The organism is Cellulomonas soli (assembly GCF_052036975.1).
GTDB lineage: Bacteria > Actinomycetota > Actinomycetes > Actinomycetales > Cellulomonadaceae > Cellulomonas > Cellulomonas soli_A.
The window spans coordinates 244,114-264,998 of record NZ_JBQIAR010000002.1 but is presented as its reverse complement, the minus strand read 5'-3'; the positions used below and the strand labels follow the sequence as shown (position 1 = coordinate 264,998).

Annotated in this window: 18 protein-coding genes; 7 read left to right on the top strand and 11 right to left on the bottom strand. The window is 73.9% G+C overall.

The window, feature by feature from the left end:
- Positions 1 to 14: 14 nt before the first annotated feature.
- Positions 15 to 455, bottom strand: coding sequence for a nitroreductase family deazaflavin-dependent oxidoreductase (locus ACTHAM_RS03730; protein WP_440684464.1), 441 nt, complete (start codon positions 453 to 455; stop codon positions 15 to 17).
- Between the two features lie 110 nt (positions 456 to 565).
- Between ACTHAM_RS03730 and ACTHAM_RS03725 the strand changes: the two genes are divergently transcribed.
- Positions 566 to 1,636, top strand: a complete 1,071-nt coding sequence (locus ACTHAM_RS03725; protein ID WP_440684462.1) for a DUF2804 domain-containing protein — start codon at positions 566 to 568, stop codon at positions 1,634 to 1,636.
- A 15-nt stretch (positions 1,637 to 1,651) separates the two neighbouring features.
- Here ACTHAM_RS03725 and ACTHAM_RS03720 read toward each other — a convergent pair whose 3' ends face one another.
- From ACTHAM_RS03720 to ACTHAM_RS03705, 4 genes are all read right to left on the bottom strand, one after another.
- Positions 1,652 to 2,623 (bottom strand): matrixin family metalloprotease, encoded by a 972-nt coding sequence (locus ACTHAM_RS03720; RefSeq protein ID WP_440684460.1) that lies wholly within the window; start codon positions 2,621 to 2,623, stop codon positions 1,652 to 1,654.
- 97 nt (positions 2,624 to 2,720) lie between these two features.
- On the bottom strand, positions 2,721 to 4,046 hold the full coding sequence (locus tag ACTHAM_RS03715; RefSeq protein WP_440684458.1) for a glycosyltransferase: 1,326 nt from the start codon (positions 4,044 to 4,046) through the stop codon (positions 2,721 to 2,723).
- A gap of 71 nt (positions 4,047 to 4,117) precedes the next feature.
- Positions 4,118 to 6,334 carry a glycoside hydrolase domain-containing protein gene (locus tag ACTHAM_RS03710; RefSeq protein WP_440684456.1) on the bottom strand — a complete coding sequence of 739 codons (2,217 nt, stop codon included), beginning with the start codon at positions 6,332 to 6,334 and terminating at the stop codon, positions 4,118 to 4,120.
- Positions 6,335 to 6,484: 150 nt separating this feature from the next.
- The gene (locus tag ACTHAM_RS03705) at positions 6,485 to 7,558 is read right to left on the bottom strand and encodes a serine hydrolase domain-containing protein (RefSeq protein WP_440684454.1); all 1,074 of its coding nucleotides are present in this window, start codon (positions 7,556 to 7,558) and stop codon (positions 6,485 to 6,487) included.
- A 125-nt stretch (positions 7,559 to 7,683) separates the two neighbouring features.
- On the opposite strand from ACTHAM_RS03705, the gene ACTHAM_RS03700 reads away from it, so the two are divergent.
- From ACTHAM_RS03700 to ACTHAM_RS03690, 3 genes are all read left to right on the top strand, one after another.
- Complete coding sequence (locus ACTHAM_RS03700; RefSeq protein WP_440684452.1) at positions 7,684 to 7,974, top strand: DUF4287 domain-containing protein; 291 nt, start codon at positions 7,684 to 7,686, stop codon at positions 7,972 to 7,974.
- Between the two features lie 66 nt (positions 7,975 to 8,040).
- Positions 8,041 to 8,691 carry a SigE family RNA polymerase sigma factor gene (locus ACTHAM_RS03695; protein WP_440684450.1) on the top strand — a complete coding sequence of 217 codons (651 nt, stop codon included), beginning with the start codon at positions 8,041 to 8,043 and terminating at the stop codon, positions 8,689 to 8,691.
- The gene (locus tag ACTHAM_RS03690; RefSeq protein ID WP_440684448.1) at positions 8,691 to 9,650 is read left to right on the top strand and encodes a hypothetical protein; all 960 of its coding nucleotides are present in this window, start codon (positions 8,691 to 8,693) and stop codon (positions 9,648 to 9,650) included. Before ACTHAM_RS03695 ends, ACTHAM_RS03690 begins: the two co-directional genes overlap by 1 nt.
- A 51-nt stretch (positions 9,651 to 9,701) precedes the next feature.
- Here ACTHAM_RS03690 and ACTHAM_RS03685 read toward each other — a convergent pair whose 3' ends face one another.
- From ACTHAM_RS03685 to ACTHAM_RS03675, 3 genes are all read right to left on the bottom strand, one after another.
- The gene (locus ACTHAM_RS03685; RefSeq protein ID WP_440684446.1) at positions 9,702 to 10,172 is read right to left on the bottom strand and encodes a hypothetical protein; all 471 of its coding nucleotides are present in this window, start codon (positions 10,170 to 10,172) and stop codon (positions 9,702 to 9,704) included.
- Positions 10,173 to 10,292: 120 nt separating this feature from the next.
- Entirely contained in the window at positions 10,293 to 11,252 is a 960-nt protein-coding gene (locus ACTHAM_RS03680; protein ID WP_440684444.1) for a carbohydrate kinase family protein, read from the bottom strand.
- Positions 11,249 to 12,547, bottom strand: coding sequence for an AGE family epimerase/isomerase (locus ACTHAM_RS03675; RefSeq protein WP_440684442.1), 1,299 nt, complete (start codon positions 12,545 to 12,547; stop codon positions 11,249 to 11,251). Before ACTHAM_RS03675 ends, ACTHAM_RS03680 begins: the two co-directional genes overlap by 4 nt.
- A 217-nt stretch (positions 12,548 to 12,764) precedes the next feature.
- Here ACTHAM_RS03675 and ACTHAM_RS03670 point away from each other — a divergent pair, with 217 nt between their 5' ends.
- Positions 12,765 to 14,003 (top strand): ROK family transcriptional regulator, encoded by a 1,239-nt coding sequence (locus ACTHAM_RS03670; protein WP_440684439.1) that lies wholly within the window; start codon positions 12,765 to 12,767, stop codon positions 14,001 to 14,003.
- Between the two features lie 7 nt (positions 14,004 to 14,010).
- Here ACTHAM_RS03670 and ACTHAM_RS03665 read toward each other — a convergent pair whose 3' ends face one another.
- A complete protein-coding gene (locus tag ACTHAM_RS03665) occupies positions 14,011 to 14,634 on the bottom strand; it encodes a hypothetical protein (protein ID WP_440684437.1) in 624 nt (207 codons plus the stop codon).
- A gap of 195 nt (positions 14,635 to 14,829) precedes the next feature.
- Here ACTHAM_RS03665 and ACTHAM_RS03660 point away from each other — a divergent pair, with 195 nt between their 5' ends.
- Both ACTHAM_RS03660 and ACTHAM_RS03655 read left to right on the top strand, forming a co-directional pair.
- Positions 14,830 to 15,681 carry a hypothetical protein gene (locus ACTHAM_RS03660; RefSeq protein ID WP_440684435.1) on the top strand — a complete coding sequence of 284 codons (852 nt, stop codon included), beginning with the start codon at positions 14,830 to 14,832 and terminating at the stop codon, positions 15,679 to 15,681.
- 212 nt (positions 15,682 to 15,893) lie between these two features.
- The gene (locus ACTHAM_RS03655) at positions 15,894 to 17,528 is read left to right on the top strand and encodes a methyl-accepting chemotaxis protein (protein WP_440684433.1); all 1,635 of its coding nucleotides are present in this window, start codon (positions 15,894 to 15,896) and stop codon (positions 17,526 to 17,528) included.
- Here the strand turns inward: ACTHAM_RS03655 and ACTHAM_RS03650 are convergent.
- Positions 17,522 to 20,248, bottom strand: a complete 2,727-nt coding sequence (locus tag ACTHAM_RS03650; protein WP_440684431.1) for an EAL domain-containing protein — start codon at positions 20,246 to 20,248, stop codon at positions 17,522 to 17,524. The genes ACTHAM_RS03655 and ACTHAM_RS03650 overlap by 7 nt on opposite strands.
- Positions 20,249 to 20,420: 172 nt before the next feature.
- Positions 20,421 to 20,867, bottom strand: coding sequence for a DoxX family protein (locus ACTHAM_RS03645; RefSeq protein ID WP_440684429.1), 447 nt, complete (start codon positions 20,865 to 20,867; stop codon positions 20,421 to 20,423).
- Positions 20,868 to 20,885 lie beyond the last annotated feature (18 nt).

Here is a 20,885-nt window from a genome sequence, read left to right as displayed (position 1 = left end):
CCCCGGCCCGGCGGTCAGCTCGCGGCGTCCGGCTCGCAGACCACGACGGGGATGACCCGCTGGGTGCGGTCGCTGTACCGCTCGTACCCGGGGTTGTTCGCCACGACACGCACCCACAGCCGGGCCCGCTCCTCGCCCTGCGCGACACGGGCGACCATCGGGTGGACCTCACGACCGCGCTGCACCTGCACACGCGGGTCGGCCACCAGGTTGCCGAACCAGGCAGGATCCCGTGCGGCGCCACCGTTGGAGGCGACCAGCACCAGCGCCGACCCGTCGACCGTCGCGGCGAGCGGCACCGTGCGCGGCTGCCCGGACCGGCGTCCGGTGGTGGTCAGCAGCACCTGCTCGAGGCCCGCGACGCGCCCGCCCAGACGTCCGCCCGTGGCGCGGAACAGCGCGACGTGCGCCCGGACGAACAGCTTCTGACCGGCCCCGACACCTGTGGCTCCCATGACGGCCAGCGTAGGCGGCACGATCGGCGGGAGCGGCGAGAACCGCACACCGGGGCGGGCGCGGCTACGGTGACCTGGACGCCCGTCCGCGACGACGCGAGAGGCCACCGGTGCCCAGGAACACGCCCCCGCACGCACCCCGCACACCCGACCCCCGCCCGGGCGCCGAACGGGAGATCACGTCCCCGGTGACCCTGTGCCGACCCGACGGACGCCTCGACCACGACGCCGTCGGGTGGACACGCACGCCCCTGCACGACACCAGCGGGATCGCGCAGGCCAGGCGTGGTCGGGGCCGGCGCGGCTGGGGGCGGAACAAGCGCTGGGAGTACTGGGCCGTGATGACCCCCACCCACGTGGTCGCCCTGACACTCTCCGACATCGACTACGCCGGCGTCCACGACCTCTGGGTGCTCGAGCGCGCCACGGGTCGCGAGATCAGCACGCCCGTCGTCGTACCGTTCGCCCGAGGGGTCCGCCTGCCCGCGAGGATCGGCGCCGGACCCGCCCGGGCCCACGCGCACGGGCTCGACCTGGCGATCGACGAGGTCGACGGCGGCACCCGCCTGCGTGGCCGCACGGCCCGGGTCGAGCTGGACGTGCACGCCGCCCGGCCCGCCGGGCACGAGTGCCTCGGCGTGGTCGTGCCCTGGTCCGACCGGCTGTTCCAGTACACGGTCAAGGACGTGGCCCGCCCCGCCACAGGCCGGCTCACCGTCGACGGGGTGCCGCACCAGCTGCCCGCCGGGTCGTCGTGGGCGGTCCTGGACCACGGCCGCGGGCGCTGGCCGTACCGCATGCGCTGGCACTGGGGCGCCGGCTCGGGCGTCCACGACGGGCACGTCATCGGTGTGCAGCTCGGTGGTCGCTGGACCGACGGCACCGGGTCGACCGAGAACGCGCTCCTGGTCGACGGCCGGTTGCACAAGAACAGCGACGAGCTGGTCTGGGAGCACCACCCGACCGACCTGCTCGCACCGTGGCGCGTGCACGGACCGCACGCCGAGCTGCGGTTCGTGCCGTTCCACGACCGCGTCTCGCACACCGACCTGCTGGTCGTCGCCCAGGACACCCACCAGTGCTTCGGCGCGTGGGAGGGCTGGATGACGGACAGCACCGGCCGGCGTGTCACGTTCACGGGGATCGAAGGCTGGGCGGAGGACGTGCGCAACCGCTGGTGAGCCGGCCCCGGGGCGTCACACCTCGGGGACGCACCCCCCCGCACCCAGGAGTGCCAGCCCCGTCAGGTCGCCCGCACCCAGGTCGGAGCGGGCGGCATACGGGTACATCAGCTGCTCGGGGTCGTCCACGTGCCCGAGCCCCACGACGTGCCCGAGCTCGTGCAGCACCACGGCCCGCGCCACCGGACCGCCGCCGGGGTGGGACATCGCCTCGGTGAAGGCAGGCCCGTCGAGCAGCACCTGGCCGGTGACGTAGACCGCGGTGCCATTCAGGTACGACACGGGCACGCTGCCACCCAGGCCGGCGACGTCGCCGCCCAGGTCCGTGGTCTCACCCTGATCGGACCAGGAGATCAGGACGGGCGCCCAGCGGTCGCCGTAGAGATCGGGCTGGTAAGGGTCACGATCGGCCGAGGGCGACTCGTCCGTCTCGCCGTCGTCGACGAACTGCAGCCCGGTGGCCTGCGACAGCCGCAGGAACGCCTCGGTGATCATCTGGCGACCACCGGCCGGCTCGCCCTCCGGGCGCACGACGTAGTGCACCGGCCGGCACGGGTCGTAGGCGACGGGCGTCACGCCGTCGTCCTGCAGCGCCATGAACGAGTACGCAGGGCTGGGCGCGCTCACCACCGGTGGCACACCGAGCGGCTGGGCGGCCGACTCACGCCCCGGCGTCGGCCAGTCGTCACCACCGACCAGCCCCAGGGCCCACGTACCCAACCCGGCCAGCCCGAGCCCGAGCGCGACGGAGGTGACGACGATGGCCGCCGTGCTGGCCCGCCGCCGGCGTGGACCCGCACCACCCGCACCGGGATACCCGGGGTACCCCGGCGGGTAGGCCTGCTGCGGATAGGCCTGCTGCGGGTACGGCTGGAAAGGCTGCTGGGGGTACGGCTGCTGCCCAGGTGGTGGCGCGGCGCCGCCACGCGTGGGTCCGGCACCCCACACGAACCGGGGGTCGCCCCCGCCGAACCCGCCGTCGGACATGTCCGCCCCCTGTCGCGCAGAAGGCCCACGAAGCCCCCGTCCGCCCTGGTATCGGCACGCGAGCCCCCCGGCTGGAGCCCGCGGCGGGCACTCGCGATCAGCCGACCAGCACCTCGGGGCTCCCCGCGGCGGCCACCTGGTCCAGGATCTTGTCGAGCACCACGGCACGGTCGAACTGCTCGGCGTGCGTGCGCGCCCGCCGCTCCCACTCCGCACGCTCGTCCTGCGGCAGGGCCAGCGCCCGGTCGAGGGCCGCGGCGATCGCGTCCGGGTCCTCGACGGGCACGATCAGCGCGCAGTCGCCGACGGCCTCGCCGATGCCCCCGGTGTCGGTGGTGATGACCGGCCCGCCACCGGACAGCATCTTCTCCACCAGGGCGATGCCGAACGTCTCCACGAACTCCGGGCGCGGCTTGCTGGGCAGCGCGAACGCCACGCACCCGGCCATCAGGTGGGCCTTCTCGGCGTCGTCGACGTCGTCGAGGAACCGGATGCGGTCGGCCAGCGGCGACTGCGCGGCACGCGCGTGCAACGCCTCGGCCGCCGGTCCGGTGCCCGCGATGACCAGGTCGACGTCGGCCGCGGCGGCGCTGCGCTCGTACCCGGCGATCAGGTCGTCCACGCCCTTGGCCGCCGCCAGGCGCGACAGGTAGAGCACGTAGCCGCCGCGGCGCAGCCCCCGGGCGGCCAGCAGCCGGTCGGTCTCGTCCTCCTCGCGCGCCAGGTACGCCGCGACGTCCACCGCCGGGTAGGAGACCTGCACCCGCTCCTCGAGCTGCGCGGCGAACCGTGTGCCGTGCCGGGCGTCGATGGCCGCGGCCTCCGTGATGATCAGCTCCCGCGTGTACGCCGACACGGCCAGGCACACGTCGTGCTCCAGGTACGCCGACAGCACGTGCGCGGCGGCCCCGAACCGGTCCTGCTCGACGCAGGCGCGCACCACGTTGGTCACGTCCGACCCGACGGCCTCGGCGACGGTCACGACGTCGACGGGCAAGCCGGTGCGGCGGGCCACCTGCACCGCGTCGGCGACCGCGGTGGCGTGCGGCGACAGGTACAGCGAGAGGGCCACGGTCGGGACGCCGTCGGTGAACAGCTCGACGAGCCGTCCGGTGAGCCCCGCGAGCCAGCGGCCGTCGGGCACCTTGTAGTCGCCGACCGGTCCGGGCCGCTCCACGATCACGCCGTCGCGGTACGGCAGCACCCGGTCGAGAGGCTTGAGCGGCAGACCAGCGGCCTGCAGGCGGTCGATCGGCCAGGTGACGATGCGGACCTCGTCGAAGCCGCGGTCGAGGGCCGCCTCGGCCAGGTTGCGGGCCTCGCCGGAGTGGCCGCAGATCACCGGGTCGGCGCGGACGACCACCACGAGGCGTCGGCGCGGGGTCGTCGGTGGACGAAGGGTCAGGTCATCGAGGTGGTTCACGGCGTGCCTCCTGCGCTCGTGCCGGGCAAGTGGGGGTCGTTCACGTCGTACGGTCGGTCAGGTTGCGCGGATCAGCGGCGGACCTCGACGGCCGGCGCCACGGCGGACGGCGGCCGGTGCGCGGTGCCCCACGTCCCGGGGTCGGGGCCCAGCTCGACGAGCAGCAGCCCGCCCTCGTGCAGCTCGGACCCGGTGAGCCAGGGCCGCTCCAGCGGCACGCCGTCACGGTGCACGGCCTGCACGTACTGGGCGGGGCCGCCCGGGACGGGTTCGACGAACCCGGTGGTCTCGACGGTCAGGGTGCGACCGTTGCCCAGCCGGATGGTCGAGCGCCGCCACGCGGGCGCGTTGAGCAGGAACACGCTCTGCCCGGCCACCGGGAACAGACCCAGCGACGCCCACACGAACCACGACGACAGCCCGCCCGAGTCGTCGTTGCCGGGCAACCCGCCGCGACCCGTGCCGAACTGCTGCTGGACGATGTCGTGCACCACCTGCGCGGTGCGGTCGGGCCGTCCGGCGTACATGTACGCCCAGGGGGCCTCCATGTCGGGCTCGTTGTTGAGCCCCTCGAACCGGTCCAGCGCGTAGCCGAGGGCCATCTCCTCCGCCGACGGCGCGACCCCCGGCTGGGTGACCGCGGGGGCACCGAACCCGAAGAACCGGTCGAGCATCGCCACGAACGCCTCGTCGCCGCCCGCGAGCGCGATGCGCCCTGCCATGTCGTGCTGCAGCCGGAACGAGTAGTTCCACTTGCCGCCCTCGTAGAACTCGGAGTCGCGCAGCAGCCCGGTACCGGCCGAGTAGGCGTTGACCCACCGGGCGGCCAGCGGCGCGAACTGGTCGACGAGGGCCTTGTCACCGACGCGGGCGGCGACCACCGACGTGCACCAGTACCCGAACGCGAGGTCGAGCGTGTGGCTGATGGGGTGCGCGTGCCCGCGCAGCAGGAAGTCCTCGCCGTAGGTGCGCCGCAGGTCGTTGTGCAGGTGCACCAGCGCCCAGTCCCAGTCGACACCCTCCAGGTCGAGCCGGCACAGGTCCGCGAAGAACGTGTGCGCGAGGGCGGACCCCTGCCGGGAGAACCGGTCGGCACCGCGGGCCATCCGGTACCCGATGGGCAGGTTCCCCTCCTCCTCGCCGATGTGCAGCAGCGCGTTGGCCAGCTCGACGGCCTTGTCGGGCACGAGCGCGGTGAGCAGGGGCAGCTGGGTGCGGTAGATGTCCCACATGGTCGCGATGTCGTACGCGAACGGGCCGTCGGTGGGCCAGAACGGCGACTCGTCGGGCGCCAGGCACGGCTTGACCAGCGAGTGGTAGAGCGCGGTGGCGAACACGGTGCGGCGGTCCTCGTCGGGGGTGTCGACCTCGATCGCCCCGATGTGCCGGTCCCACACGGCGGCCGTCTCGGCGCGGCGCAGGTCGAAGCTCGTGGGACCGGGGCCGCACTCGCGTTCGAGGTTCTCCTTGGCCTGTGCTGGGCCCCGCAACGAGAAGCCGAACCGCAGCTCGACGACCTCTCCCGGTTCGGTGGGCCCGGCCCACATGAGCCCGAACGGTCGCAGGGTCGTGGGGCGGATGCGGTCGAAGTCCAGCCGGGTGCCGCCCGGCATGAGCCGCCGGTCGTACCAGAGCAGCTGCCGCCACCGTGTGTCGGAGCACTCCACGTGCACGGCCAGCGGCGCGCCCTCGACGACGATCTCGCCCTGCGCCTGCCCGGGACCGACGCTCTGCAGGTGCGCGCGCAACGGCACGGTGCGCCCGAACGGGATGGCCAGCCCGCCGAGGGAGAAGTCGATGACGAGCCGCGCGTCACGGTGCGAGGGGAACGTGTACCGGTGCACCGCGCTCTTGGGGCCCACGGTGATCTCGGCGTGGATGCCGTTCTCGAGGGTCGCGGCGTAGTACCCGGGGGCGGCCTGCTCGTCGACGACGTCCCACAGCTCACCCAGGTCGTCGAGCGGCTGCAGCATCGGGGTGACGCGGAAGTAGTTGTAGTACTTGCGGATCGCGCCCGTGCCGGACTGCTGGAAGTGCGTGAACCCGGACGCGACCGTGCGGTCGTGGATCTGCTCGGGCACGCCCTCGGTGGACAGCCCGTACCGGCCGTACCCGGTGGGATAGGCACCGGAGTACGCGCACGCGCTGACCATGCCCAACGGGTACGTGGCACCCGGGTGGGTGTTGCCGACCTGCGGCTTGGGCCACCACCAGGTGGCTGCCAGGCCCTGCTGCGGCGGCAGCGCGGTGGCCTCGGTGCCGATGAACGGGTCGACGGGGCTGGTCATCGCGTCACTCCTCCCCTGGGGTGCGCCCAGGGTGGCGTGCCGGGGACGGCGGTGTCGAGAGCCAGCATCTGCCGGACGCTAGGCCAGACAGGTGACGAGCAGGTTGCCGGACGGTGTCCGGACCGGGTGTCGGCACGCGGGGGCGGGTGCTCACGACGGCAGTCCACGGGCCGTAGCCCACGCCTCGACGACCTGGCCCACGAGCGACTCCCCCTGCGGGATGCCCGGGTCGGCGTCGATCATGACGACGACCGCCTCACCACGCCCGGGGTACGCGCGCAGCAGGCACTGGAAGCCGACACCCCACCCGTGCGACTGCACGCAGACCGTGCCGTCGAGCGAGGGGAGAAACACTCCTCGGCCGACGGTCGCCTCCGACCCCGTGACCAGGAGCTCCTGGGCGGACCGGACGGTCAGCAGGGTCCCGTCCGCCTGGCCGGCCCACGCCGGCATCAGGTCGGCCAGCAGCACGGCGAGGTCCCGCGGGGTGCTCCACAGCCCGGCGGCCGCCGACCCCGGGTAGTGCACGCGCGTGCCCGGCACCGTGACCCCCGACGCGTCGTGCCCCGCTGACGGCTCGCCGTCGCCCGGGGTCGGCGACCCCGGCGCACCGTCCCAGAAGGAGCTGCCGGTCAGACCGAGGGGATCGAGCACGAGCTCACGCACCGCGTCGGCGAACGGTCTGCCGGTGACGTCGGCGACCACACGCTCCACGATGCAGTACCCGGCGTCCGCGTACTCGAACCCGGTTCCGGGTCGGCGGCTCGCGACCACCGCGCCCTGCTGCCCGACGACACTCCCCCGCAGCACCTCGACCGTCGACGGCGCAGGCCCGGCGGTCGGTGCGAAGCTCCCGTCCGGATCGACGACGCCGGACTCGTGCGCGAGCAGGTGGGCGAGCGTGACCCGTTGTCCGGCGGCCTCGCCCACGCGTGGCAGCGACCAGCCGCGCAGGGACGCGTCGACGTCCTCGGACAGGTCCGGGATGCCCTGCTGCACGAGGCGCATCACGGCGACCGCCGTCACGGCCTTCGACATCGAGCACGCGTGGAAGGCGGTGCCGTCCCCGACCGGCCGACCGGTGCGCGCGTCGGCGACGCCCGCAGCGAGCACGTGCACCCCGTCGGGCGCGACCGTCGCGACACCGAGACCCGGCACGCGGGCGGTGGCACGGAGCGACTCCAGGTGCTCGTGCAGGTCATCGGCATGACGCGCGGCGCTCATGGAGGGGGACGGTAGCGGCCGACGCCGACATCCCGACGCCGTGAGCAGCCACGACTCCCGTTGCCGGGTCCGCGGGGTGGCCGCACACTCTGAGCGTCCGTCCTCCCCACCGAGAGGGAACCGTCGTGTCGTTCCAGGCCTACCTCGACACCATCGAGGACCGCACCGGGCTGACGCCCCGCCAGCTCCTCGCGATCGCCCACGACAAGGGCCTCGACGCCCCGACCGCCAAGGCCGGCGACGTCGTGGCCTGGCTCAAGGACGACTACGACCTCGGTCGCGGGCACGCGATGGCGATGTGGCACGTGATCAAGAACGGGCCGACCATCGACACCAAGCACGTGGGCACGGGCGGGACGCACCGCGACGAGTCCGACACCTTGTGGCTCGACGGCAAGGCGTCCAAGCCCACGTAGGGCACGGCACGCGTCACCCTGGCGGGCGTGAGGCAACCTTCCGGGCACGGTGCGCGTGTACAGCGCATGACCGTCCCCGTGACCTCCGACGCCGTCGGCGCCGCAGATGCCACCGACCTGCTGCGGGACACCTCCGTCCGGGTGCTCGTGCGCGGCGCCGACCGCGAGTCCGAGTTCGCCGCGTTCATGGCGTCGTCCTCCCCTGCGCTGGCGCGCACGGCGTGGCTGCTGTGCGGTGACACGCACCAGGCCGAGGAGCTCGTGCAGCAGGCGTTGATGCGCACCTACCTGGCCTGGGGCAGCGCACGCGAGGGCGACCCGCTCGCCTACGCCCGTCGGACGTTGGCGAACCTGCGCATCGACACGTGGCGCCGACGGCGGCGTGAGGTGCTGATGGACCCCGCCGACGTTCCCGAGCGTGCCTCGGCGTCGGATGCCGACCGGCTCGCCGAGCGTGACCGCCTGGTCCGCGCACTGGCGACCCTGAGCCCGCGGCAGCGCCGCGTGGTCGTGCTGCGCCATTTCGAGGGGCGTTCCGAGCGAGAGGTCGCCGAGGACCTCGGGGTGTCGGTCGGCACGGTGAAGTCGACAGCGTCGCGCAGCCTGTCCCGCCTGCGCGAGCTGCTCGCCGAACCGCCGGGTTCGGCCCCACCGGGGGATTCGGGCGTGGGCACCCACGGCACGGCAGCGACCATGACGAGCAAGGGGGACGACTGATGGACCACGACGAGGACTTCGCACGACTGCTGCGCGACCGCCTGGACGACATCGCACCGCGGATCGACGTGGACACCACACGCGTGGTGCCGCGGGCCCGCCGGCACCGCACGCGGGTGCGCAGCGTGGGCGCCGTCGCGGTGGTCGCTGCGCTGGCCGGTGGGGGCTGGCTGGTGGACTCGGCACCGTGGGGCGGCGCAGCGCTGGCACCGGCGAGCTCGACGACCGCGACCCCGACCGGCGACCCGTCGCCCCTGTCGACGCCGACGGACGAGCAGACGGACGCGGTGACAGCCCAGAGGACGGCGGCGGAAGCGGCGGCAGATGCCGCAGCCGCGGCTGATGCCGGCTGGTGGTACGTCCGCGCGCAGTACCTCCAGTCCGGGCAGGTGGGCACCCTCGAGACGTGGAGCAGCCGCACGCTGCCTGGCCTGATCGTCGACGACGGCGACCTGACGACCGCGAGCGGGAAGGGACCGTCCACCGTGATCGGCCGGTTCCGGATCGACGGCGTCTGGGTCGATCAGCTGCGTGACGTGAACCGCCTGCCGACCGACACCACCGCGCTGGAGGCCGTGCTGCGCGCGAGCGTCGAGCCGGACCGCCGCAGCGGCTCCGACGACGACAAGGTCTTCGGCATGGCGCGGGACCTGCTGCTCGAGGCCGGTCTGCAGCCCGTGGCGCTGCGGCATGCCGCCTGGGGCGTGCTGTCGGGCGTTCCGGGCGCCACCGCGTCTCTCGGCACGGACTCGCTCGACCGACCCGGCGAGGTCGTGGAGTACACGACTGCGGCGGGCGAGGCGCAGCGCCTGGTCCGTGACCCGGCGACGGGCCTGCTCCTCGAGGAGTCGACCGGTGCCGGCTGGTCGCAGGTCTACCTGGCACAACGGACCGTCACGAGCCTGCCCGTCGAGCCCACGCTGGAGAACTCGGGCTGCACCGCCTGGGCCACCTGCTGAGCCGACGTCCGCCCCGCCCGCAGGGGGGACGGGGCGGACGTGCCCGACTGTCTACTGCCCGTACGGGCCGGGCGCCTGACCGAAGCCGGGGTGCCGGGGCTGCTCGCCCAGGCCAGGCTGACCGGGGTACCCGGTCTGCGTGCCGTAGGACGTCGTCTCGCCGTACCCCGGTGAGCCGCCGTATGCGGGCGCCTCGTACGCGGGCGGGGCACCGAAGCGGGACGGCGCGCCATACCCGGGCTGCCCCGCGGCCAGCGCACGCCCCTGCGCCGCCCATACCTGGGTCCGCAGCTCCTCGACCTCGCGTTCGATCGGCCACTTGGAGAACACGAACATCACGAGGACGACGAAGTTCACCAGGGGGATGAAGTAGAGCAGCCCGTACCAGGGCGAGTACCCGGCCTTCTTGGCCACCCGGAGCACCATGTAGACCGCGAAGCCGATGATGGCGAGGTAGAACAGCACCATCACGACGACGACGGCTGCGCCGATGCCGTCGCCGGTCGAGGTGTTCGGATCCATCGATGTCCCCTTGGTTCGCGCGGGTGGTCCCCGTGAACCTAGTGGAGTCGCCCCGCGGAAGCGGGTGAGGCCGGTGCGACGTACCGCCCGTTCGCCCGTTCGGCGGCGCGGGCGGACGGTTCAGCCAGCCGCCCGCAGCCAGGCGTCCAGCTCGGCGGCGTCGGGCGGGTTGGCCCCGGAGCGCGTCACGGTGATGGCCGCCGCGGCGGCACACCGCCGGACCAGTGCCGTGAGCTCGGCCTCGTCGAACCCGGCGACCACGTCGCGGCCGCCCGGGCCGACCACGCCGCGGGCGACGAGCCCGTCGATGAGCGCACCCATGAACGTGTCGCCCGCCCCGACGGTGTCGGCCACCGTGACCCGCGGCGCCTCGACCCGCACGCGATGCGCGGCGCTCAGCGCAAGGGCGCCCTCGCCACCGGCGGTCACCACGACGAGCACCGGCCCGCGCGTCAGCCACGCCGCGGCGGCGTCGGCCGGCTCGACCCCGGGGTACAGCCAGGTGAGGTCCTCGTCGCTGACCTTCACGACGTCCGCGAGCGCGACGAGACCCTCGATCCGCGCGAGCGCGTCGGCGTGGTCGGTCATCAGGGAGGGCCGCACGTTCGGGTCGTAGGTGACGGTGGCGTCGGCCTTGGCCTGCTGCAGCCAGGTGGCGACCTGCTCGGCACCGGGTCGCAGCACGGCGGCGATCGACCCGGTGTGCACGAGCCCGGCCGGGGGTAGTGCGGTGGTGTCGACGTGCCAGTCGATGTCGAACACGTAGCTGGCGGCGCCGGTCGCGTCGAGCGTGGCCGTGGCGCTGGAGGTGCGGGTGCCCGGCTCGAGCCCGCCGACCACCTCGACGTGCGAGGCCCCGAGCCAGTCGCGGACCCGACGGCCGGGCTCGTCGTCACCGAGGCAGGTCAGCAGGTGCACGGGCCGGCCGAGCCGCCCGAGGGTGACGGCGACGTTGGCGGGGCTGCCGCCGGGGTGCTCCTCGACGGTGCCGTCGAGTCGACGCACGACGTCGACGAGCGCCTCGCCGACCACCAGAACGCCGGTGGGCGCGGGGTGGTTCGCAGGGTGGGGTGCGGTCATCGCAGGGCTCCTTCGGCGATCGGCACGGCCAGGCCGGGGCGCACGGGCAGGCGCGGGATCAGCGTGGCCTGCACCGCGTGGTACAGGTCGGGCTTGCCGGGCCAGACGGTGCCGGCGGGTCGGTTGTCCGTGTCGAGCTCGTGGAACCACGAGCCGTGCTCGGCGTCGATGAGGTGGTCGTGCGCGTAGTCCCACCACAGGGCGTACAGGTCGGCGTACTCCCCCTCACCCGTGCGGGCCCACAGCACGGATGCGGCGGAGATCGCCTCGGCGACGACCCAGTGCATGCGGTCTCGCACCACGGGTGTTCCCGACCAGTCGGTGGTGTAGACGAACCCGGGTGCGCCGTCGACGGACCACCCGTCGGTGACGGCGCGGTCGAACAGGTGGCGGGCGGCGGACAGCAGCGCTCCGGCGTCGTCGAGCTGCTCGGGTTCGGGGTCGGCCTCGGTCTGCACCGACTCGACCTGCAGCAGCAGGCGGGCCCATTCGAGGCCGTGGCCGATGGTGGCGCCGTAGGGCTTGAACTGGTCGGCGGGGCGGTCGGCGTTGAGCTCGGGCTGCGGCACCCACTGCGCGTCGTAGTGCTCGGGGATGCGCCAGTCGTGCGCACCGGCGGTCTCGACGACGAAGGATGCGATGCGGGCCGCTCGGTCGTACCAGGCGGTGTCACCGGTGGCCTCGCCGACGGCGAGCATGGCCTCGACGGAGTGCATGTTGGCGTTGATGCCGCGGTACGTGTCGAGGGTCGAGAACGTGCGGTCCCACGTGTCGACGCAGCGACCGGTCGCCTCGTCCCAGAACCGGTCGAGGAACACCTGCTGGGCGTCGGCGAGCAGCTCACCCGCGCCGGGGATGCCGGCCACCCACGCGGACGACGCGGCCAGGAGCACGAACGCATGGTCGTAGCAGGCCTTGGCGCCGTCGGCCCCGGGCCGGCCGGTGGCGGGGTCGACGGAGGGGAACCAGCCGCCGTGCTCGTCGTCGCGCAGCAGCCCCTGCAGGCCGGTCAGGCACGCGGCGGCCCGGGGTCGGGAGCCGGGGACGCCGAGCAGAGCGCCGAGGGAGTGCACGTGCACCATGCGGGCGGTGATCCAGGTGTGCACGGGCTGGTCCGGGTCGGGCTGCCCGTGGTCGTCGAGGTAGGCGGCACCTCCGGCGGGGTGCGCGGCGTCGCGGCCGAACCGCAGCAGGTCGCGGCAGTGCGCGGACAGCCACATGCGGTGCGAGGCGAGCGTGGGCCAGGCGGCGGGTTCGACGGCGGGTGACCGGTGGTGGTCTGCGAGCGGGGGCATCGATGGTCCTCTCGTCGTCCCGGTACCGCTGCTCGTCCTGGCACCACTGTGTGCCGCACCGCGGGGTACCGACAGGTCGTGCGGGGGCGTGCCCGTGCGCAGCCTCCGGTGCGACATTCTTAGCACTCCGAACTAAGTTTGTCCTGGGCCGCTCGAGCACCACCCACCCCGAGTCTGGCCACTTCCCACCCGGACGGCAGCACGGAAGGCGGGCACGATGACCACCCCGACCGGTTCCGGTCCGGCGCACGCCAGCAGCCGCGCCGCGATCCTCGACGTGATCCGCGCCGCAGGCACCATCAGCCGCGTCCACCTGGCCCGCACCGCCGGCCTGTCCGCACCGACCGTGTCGACCGTCGTCCGCCGGCTCATCGACGACGGGCTCGTCGTCGAGGTCGGCCACGGACGGTCCACGGGCGGCAAACCTCCGACCCTGCTGCAGCTCGACCCCCGCGCCCGCTACGCCGTGGGCGTGCACCTGGACCACGCGGGGCTGTCGTGCGTGATCAGCGACCTCGGCGGCACGATCGTCGACCGCTGGCAGCAGCCCGGCGCCGGGTCGGACGACCCGCAGGACGTGGTGCACCGGATCGCCGGCGACGTCGCCACCCACCTGACGGCCGCCGCCCTGGGGACCGACCGGGTCCTGGGGATCGGTGTGGCCTCCCCCGGACCGCTCGCCCGCCCCACCGGGATGACCCTCACCCCGCCCGCCATGCACCGCTGGACCGAGTTCCCGCTCGCGACACGCCTCGCGGAGGCCTCGGGCATGCCCGTCGTGCTGGACAACGACGCGACCGCGGCAGCCGTCGGCGAGTACTGGTGCGGCGGCATCGACACCAGCACCGCGTTCGCCGCCCTGTACATGGGCACCGGCATCGGTGCGGGCATCGTGCTCGACGGGGCCGTGCTGCGCGGCGCGTCGTCGAACGCCGGCGAGGTCGGTCACATCTGCGTCGACGTCGACGGGCCACCGTGCTGGTGCGGCGGCCGCGGCTGCGTCGAGGCGCTCGCCGGACCGGCCGCGGTGGTCGCCGCCGCGCACCGCGCCGGCCTGGACCTGCCCGGACGCAGCGTCGCCGAGGACTTCGCGACGGTCGCCCGCGCCGCCACGGCGCAGGACCCGGTGGCCGTCGGGCTGCTGCGCGACTCCGCCCGGTACGTCGCCGTGGCCGCGCAGACCCTCGCCAACGTGCTGGACCTCGAGGCCGTCGTGCTCACCGGCCCGTCGTTCGCGCTGGCCGGCGCGCACTACCTGCCCGTCGTCGAGGAGCTGCTCGCGCGGACGTTCTTCGCGCGCGAGACGCACCCCACCCGGGTGGCCGTCTCGGCGAACGCCCCCGACGCGGCAGCCATCGGCGCGGCCGCACTGGTGCTGCAGTCCGAGCTGTCGCCGCGACGCCCCGGGCTGCGGATGGCCCTCGACGACCACGCGGTCGACGCGCCCGCGCCCTGATCGGCGCCTACGGCACCGCCGAGCAGTCCTGCACGTAGCCCTCGGCCTGGTACGGGTACACCTCCGCCAGGTACCGGCTCGCGGACCCCTGCGCCTGGGCCTGGGCCGCGCCGAACGCCTCGGCCACCCGCACGTCCCACCGCAGCGCCAGGCACTCGGCGACACCCTCGTCGAACTCGCCCGCCACGTGCTGCGCCTCGTGCGACACGACGTGCAGCGCGACGACCTCCTGCAGACTCGGCTCGTACGCCGACCCGTGCAGGTAGTCGCCCCACAGGAACGAACCCAGCGCCGAGCAGGTCGACGTCCGCAGGCGCGACGTGCGCTGGTCGTCGTAGCGGACGAACCCGAGGGTGCCCGACAGGTCCATCCAGTCCGAGCCGGCCCGCGCGCACACCACCCGCGCCTGCGGGTCACCGGAGGCCATGCGCGTCGCCTGCGTCGCCACGGCCTGCACGTGGTGGTGCCGCAGCTCGACCACCCCGGCCGTGACCAGCAGCACCGACCACAAGGCCAGCGCCGCCACGGCAACCCCCTGGAACGTGGCCGAGCGTCGCACCAGCCGCACCACGGCCCGCACGGTCAGCACTGCGAGCAGCAGCACGACGACCGTCAGCACACCGACGTCCACGCCCGCTCCTCGCTCGACCCGCCACGCCTCTCGCCGGCGCCGCCCACCCGTGGTTGTCGGCACGGGAGCCGCCCACCTGAACCGCTCCGCGGCACCCGAGGATGCACCGACGACGAACCACCCGATCGGCGGCGTGACGGGTCAAAACCCCGCAGGTAGGGTGAATCGGACGTCGTCGAGCGGCCGGAGGTCACCGTGCTCTACACCTTGTCCTCCCCGTCGGTGCTCGCCGCCGACGCCGCCTGCCACCCGCAGTCCCGCGCGCTGCTGGCCTGCCTGACGCGGGCGTTCAGCCTGACCGGCGACGCGTGGGCCCCCGAGACGCGCGATCCCGAGGCCACGGCCATCGCCTGGGGCATGGTCGAGTTCGTCGACATGACCTCGCCGTCGATGGCCCACGCGCTGACGACCGTGGCCCGCGGCCGGCACCTGCCCGACGCCCCGACTCTGGCGCGCACCCGCATGGGCGGCGCACGCGACGTGGCCCGGCTGGTGCTGGTCGAGTCCGGGCCGTGGCCCGACGCGCCCCAGGTGGCCGTCCCCGGCCTGGGCCTTCACCCCGCGCCGGCCGCGGCGGCGGCTGCTGCGGCCGCCGCGTGGTGGTCGCGACCCGAGCTGCCCATCGAGCACTTCCGGTGCCTGACGGACCCGTGGCGAGCCATGATCACGCTCGACGAGGCCGAGCCCGGCACGACGGCCGACGTGTACGGCGACCGCGCGGACGCCGTCGCCGAGGCGCTGGACGCGCTGACCTGCCCGAGCACCGACCTGGCGTCGCTGGCGGCCGTGCGGTGGCCGTTCGGTGCGTGGCAGAACGCCATGCACGCCGCCGCCTGGGCCGCGTTCCACCACGACCGTCTGCGCGCGCAGATGGTGGCCGTGCTGGCGGCCACCTCGCACCTGGCGACCGCCCACCCGGGCGCCGACCCCGTCGAGCTGCGCACCGCGCTGCACGCCGCGCACGCGCTCGTCGTCGGCGCGCTGCTGCGCGACGTGCTCGACGCCGAGACCGTCCAGGCGCTGCGGATGGCCGAGGCGGGGCTGTAGCCGACCCGGACCAACGTCCTCCCCGGCGACCCGCCGGGACCCGGATGCGGCGTACATCACCCGCGCCTGCCGATGAGAACGCTCACACGGTGCACGGCGTCGCCGATCGGCAGCCCCGGGCAGCAGTCCCGCGCACATCCTCGCGCGGACCTCTGCAGCCCCGACGACCGCACGGCAGGACGCCCGCGGCACGCGCGACCCAGGAGCTGGACATGAGCACGCATCAGGGATCGATCACCCGGGGCACGGACGCCCCCCGCAGCCGCCGGGTGGGTGACTGGTCGATCCGGACCAAGATCCTGTCGGTGGTGGTCCTGCTCGGGCTGGTGGCCGTGGGCACGGGGGTGCTGGCGATCAGCTCGTTGCGTTCGCTCGCGGCGACGACCGCCGAGCTCTCCGCGATCCAGAGCGGCCCGGTGTACCTGCGCAGCCAGATCCACATCAAGCAGCAGAACGCGCGCATGATCCTGGGGAACCTCGCCGCGGTGCACACCGAGGAGGGCAAGGCCGACTGGCTGCAGCGCCAGGTGGACAACGACGCCGGCATCCAGGAGAAGATCGACGGGTTCGCCGCCACGCACTGGGCCGAGCTGGACAGCTGGCAGTCGTTCCTCGGGCACTGGAACGAGTGGTTGGACGCGCGGGACGCGCAGCTGACCCCGGCAGCCCTGGCCAACCAGGAGACCGGCGAGTACGAGGCACTGCTGATGGACGTGAGCGTGCCGCTGACGACGCTGTTCGCGGGTGACCTCGACACCCTGGACCAGGACCTGATCGCCGCGTCGGCCGACCTGGACGCGCAGGCACAGGCGCAGGCCACCCGTTCGACGGTGCTGCTGTCGGTGTCGCTGGCGATCGCCCTGGTGGTGGTCCTCACGCTGGCGTTCGTCATGGCCGGGGCGATGCGTCGCAGCGTCGAGAGCGTGCGCCGCTCGATCTCCGCGATGGCGCGCGGCGACCTGACGGTGGAGCCGCACGTGCGCGGTCTGGACGAGATCGGGCTGATGGCGCACGACCTCGCGCAGGCGCAGGCGTCGCTGCGCTCCACGATGGCGAACGTGGTCGGCACGGCGCACACGCTGGCGACGGCGGCCGAGGAGATGACCGCGGCGAACGTGCAGGTGTCGGCGGGCGCGCAGGAGACCTCGGCGCAGGCGGGTGTCGTGGCGGCGGCCGCGGAGCAGGTGTCCCGCAACGTGCAGGCGGTCGCGGCTGGTGCCGAGGAGATGGGTGCCAGCATCCGGGAGATCGCGCAGAACGCGACGGAGGCGGCGAAGGTCGCCGGTGCCGCGACCGGGGTGGCGCAGGCCACCAACGAGCAGGTGGCCCGCCTGGGTGCCTCGTCGCAGGAGATCGGCAACGTGGTCAAGGTGATCACGTCCATCGCGGAGCAGACGAACCTGCTCGCACTGAACGCCACGATCGAGGCGGCCCGGGCCGGGGAGGCCGGCAAGGGCTTCGCGGTCGTGGCCGGGGAGGTCAAGGAACTGGCGCAGGAGACGGCCAAGGCCACCGAGGACATCGCCCGCCGCGTCGAGGCCATCCAGGCCGACACCACCGGCGCCGTGGAGGCCATCGGGGAGATCGGCGCCATCATCGCCTCGATCAACGACTACCAGCTGACCATCGCCTCCGCGGTCGAGGAGCAGACCGCCACGACCAACGAGATGTCCCGCGGGGTCGCCGAGGCCGCCACCGGCTCCGGCGAGATCGCCGTCAACATCACCGGCGTGGCGAGCTCGGCCGACGACTCCACCCAGGTCCTGCTGCAGATGAGCACCGCCGTGCACGAGCTGGCGCAGCTGTCGGCGGACCTGCGCACCCAGGTGTCGGTCTTCACCTACTGATCGACGGCACGCTCACCGCGCTGCTCGTCGGGGACGTCCCCCTCGAGCAGCGCGGTGAGCTCCTCGGCCGGGCAGGGCCGGCCCAGGTGGAACCCCTGCCCGACCGTGCAGCCCAGCCGCAGCAGGTGCGCCACCTGCTCCGGCGACTCGACTCCCTCGGCCACCACCTGCAACCCCAGCGTGGAGCCGAGCGCAGCCACCGCGGCGACGATCGCGTCGTCGCGCGCGTTCACCCCCAGACCGGCCACGAACGAGCGGTCGATCTTCACGGTGGCCACCGGGAAGCGCTGCAGGTACGCCAGCGAGGAGTACCCGGTGCCGAAGTCGTCGATGGCCAGGTGCACGCCGGCCGCGGTCAGCCGCTCCAGGTCGGCCACCACACCGTCGCCCGCGTCCAGCAGCGTGCGTTCGGTGACCTCCAGCGACAACGTCCCCTCGGCCACCCCCGCCTCGGCCACCGCACGCAGCACCGATCCCGAGGCGGCCGCCTTCGCCGCCTGGCGCCCCGTCACGTTGACGGCCATCGTCAGCAGAGGGCCTCGCCGCGGCATCCGCTGCCACGCGGCGAGCTGCCGGCACGCCTCACCCATCAACCAGTCGCCGATGGGGTGGATCAGCGCCGACTCCTCGGCCACGTCGATGAACTCCCCGGGCAGCACCAGGTCCCCGAGCGGGTCGCGCATGCGCAGCAGGGCCTCGACCCCGTGCACCCGGCCCGAGACGAGGTCCACGATCGGCTGGTAATGCAGCACCCACCGGCCCTCGTCGAGCGCCACGCGCAGGTCGTGCTCGATGCGCGCCCGCCGGTCGGCCGCGTGACCCAGCTGCTCCTGGTAGACGTGGAACTGACCGCGACCGAGCCTCTTCGCCTCGTACATGGCGGTGTCGGCCTCGTAGAGCATCCGGTCGGGCGGCGTGTGGGCGTCCGAGGTCACCGACACCCCGATGGACGCCCCCACCCGCAGCTCGGCGTGCCCCGAGCCGATGCGCACCACGACGGGCTCGTCGAGCGCCGCCAGCAGCCGTTCCACCATCTGGCGCACGTCGTCGTCCGACCCGGCGTCGCGGCACACCACGAGGAACTCGTCGCCGCCGAGCCGACCGGGCGTGTCCTCCGAGCGCACCGTCGCCCGCAGCCGCGCAGCCACCTCGACGAGCACACGGTCGCCGATCTCGTGCCCGTAGGTGTCGTTGATGGCCTTGAACCGGTCCAGGTCGCCGAACAGCACCGCGACGCGACCGGGGTGCCGTCGCAGGCCCTGCAGCGCGCGCCGCAGGTGGTCCAGCGAGAGGTTGCGGTTGGGCAGACCGGTCAGGCTGTCGTACAGGGCGCGCCGGGCCAGCTCCTCCTGGGTGGCGCGGTGCTCGGTGACGTCCTCGACGTGCCCGACGATCTGCGCCGGTCCGTCCGGCCCACCGGCGGCCTTGGCGTACACCCGCACCCAGCGCAGGGTGCCGTCGGGCCGGCGGACGCGGTGCTCGACCGTGAACCCGTTGCGCACCCCGCCGGCCACCAGGCCGACCAGACGGCGCACCTCGTCGGCGTCGAGCGGGTGCACGAGCTCCTCGATGGCCCGGCCGACCACCTCGGACGCGGGGCGTCCGACGATCGTGGTGTAGGCCTCGTTGACCCGGGTCACCACACCGGGGTGCCCTGGTTCCGCCGACGTCAGCACCATGCCGACCGGCGCGGCGTCGAACGCCGAGCGGAACCGCGCCTCGCTGCGGGCCAGCTCCTCCGCGGCCTCGGCTGCCCGGCGTCGGGACAGGGCCGTCTCGAGCTGCAACGACGCCAGTGCGGCCACGTCCGTCAGGAATCCCCGTTCGCCCTCGTCGGTGCTCGGGTCCTGCAACGTGCCGTCCATCAGGGTCACCAGGATCAGGCCCAGCACCTGCCCCTCGGCCCGCATGACCCACGACATGACGGCGCGCGCGCCGCGGTCCTCGAGCGGTTGGCGTGCCTCGACGGGCAGCCACAAGGTGCGGGCCCACTCGTCCCAGTCGACCGTCACCGGGCCGAGCGCCTCGCTGAGCTGCACGCTCATCCGCGCGAGCGGCACCGAGCCCGCGGTGTTCACCGCCAGCGCCAGGTCGCGTTCCGCCGCGGGGTCCGGGTGGGCGATCGCCCGTCCTTCCAGCTGTGCGTCCCGGACGGTTCGCACCACCACACCCGCGCCGGTGTGCTCGGCGACGGCGCGCGCGATGCGCTGCAGGACGGCGACCGGGTCGTCGAGGTCGTCACCGTGCACCGGCGCGATCCGGCTGAGGGTGACCGCGCGTCGGGCCGACCGGCGCGCGTCGGTGACGTCCTGCCCGAAGATCACCGCGCCGACCACCGCGGCGGACGAGCCGGCCTCCAGGGGTTGGACGACGACGTCGAGCACCTTGCTGCCGAACGGCAGGTCGAGCCGCCGGACCTGGCCGTCGGCGACCGCCTCGGCGACCGCACGCTCCAGCAAGGGCAGGGGGAACCGCCCGGTTCCGAGCGGGTGGCCGATCGTGGCGAGGTCCGCCATCTCGGCGTACCGGCCGGCCGCCGCCTGGACCTGCAGGTCGGCGTCGACGGTGAGCACCAGCACGCGGGCGTGCTGCTCGAGCGCGTCCAGCGGGTTGCTGAGCACCCTGTCGACGTCGGCGGGGGCGACCTGCAACGGGGCGAACGCCGGGGAGGCGAGCGGCAGCGAGCGCCCGTTCGCGTGCTCGTTCCGCCCGGTGATCACCCGGCTCCCCCAGTCTGCCGATCCCGGTCACACCCTCACACGACACGGGTCGTGGGGCAGCCCGTGCGGGGCCTGGTGGACGGTTCTCACCCGATCCTGGGGCAAGGACCGCCCGTTCGCCGTACACGGCCCAGGCGCCGCCCGCTCACCGACGGGCATCGGGCCCGCCCGTTCAGCCCTGCGTGTGCCGCGCGACCCACCAGGTGCGTGCAGCCCGCCAGGCACCGGTCGACCACAGCGCCCACAGCACCAGCAGCGGCTGGAAGAACAGCCGGACGACCCGCGCGGTGTCGGTGTCGAGCCCGAACGCGTCGGTGCCGGTGACCAGCTGGGAGATGTTCCCGGGGAAGATCGCGACGAAGAACAGCGCCACGACGCCTCCGACCACCGCTCGCCACGGGTGGCGCCAGGCGAGGACCAGGGCGAGCCCGAGGGCCAGCTCGACGAACCCCGAGGCGACCACGACGAGGTCGGGGTCGAGCGGCACCCAGGTCGGCACCTGCGCGCGGAACTCCTGCCGGGCGGTGGTCAGGTGCGACGTGCCGGCGAGCAGCAGCGCGAGCCCGAGGAGCACCTGGGCGGTGGCTCGCAGCGGTCGGTGCGGCAGGGGCTCGGTCATCGTGGGCCTCTCGATCGC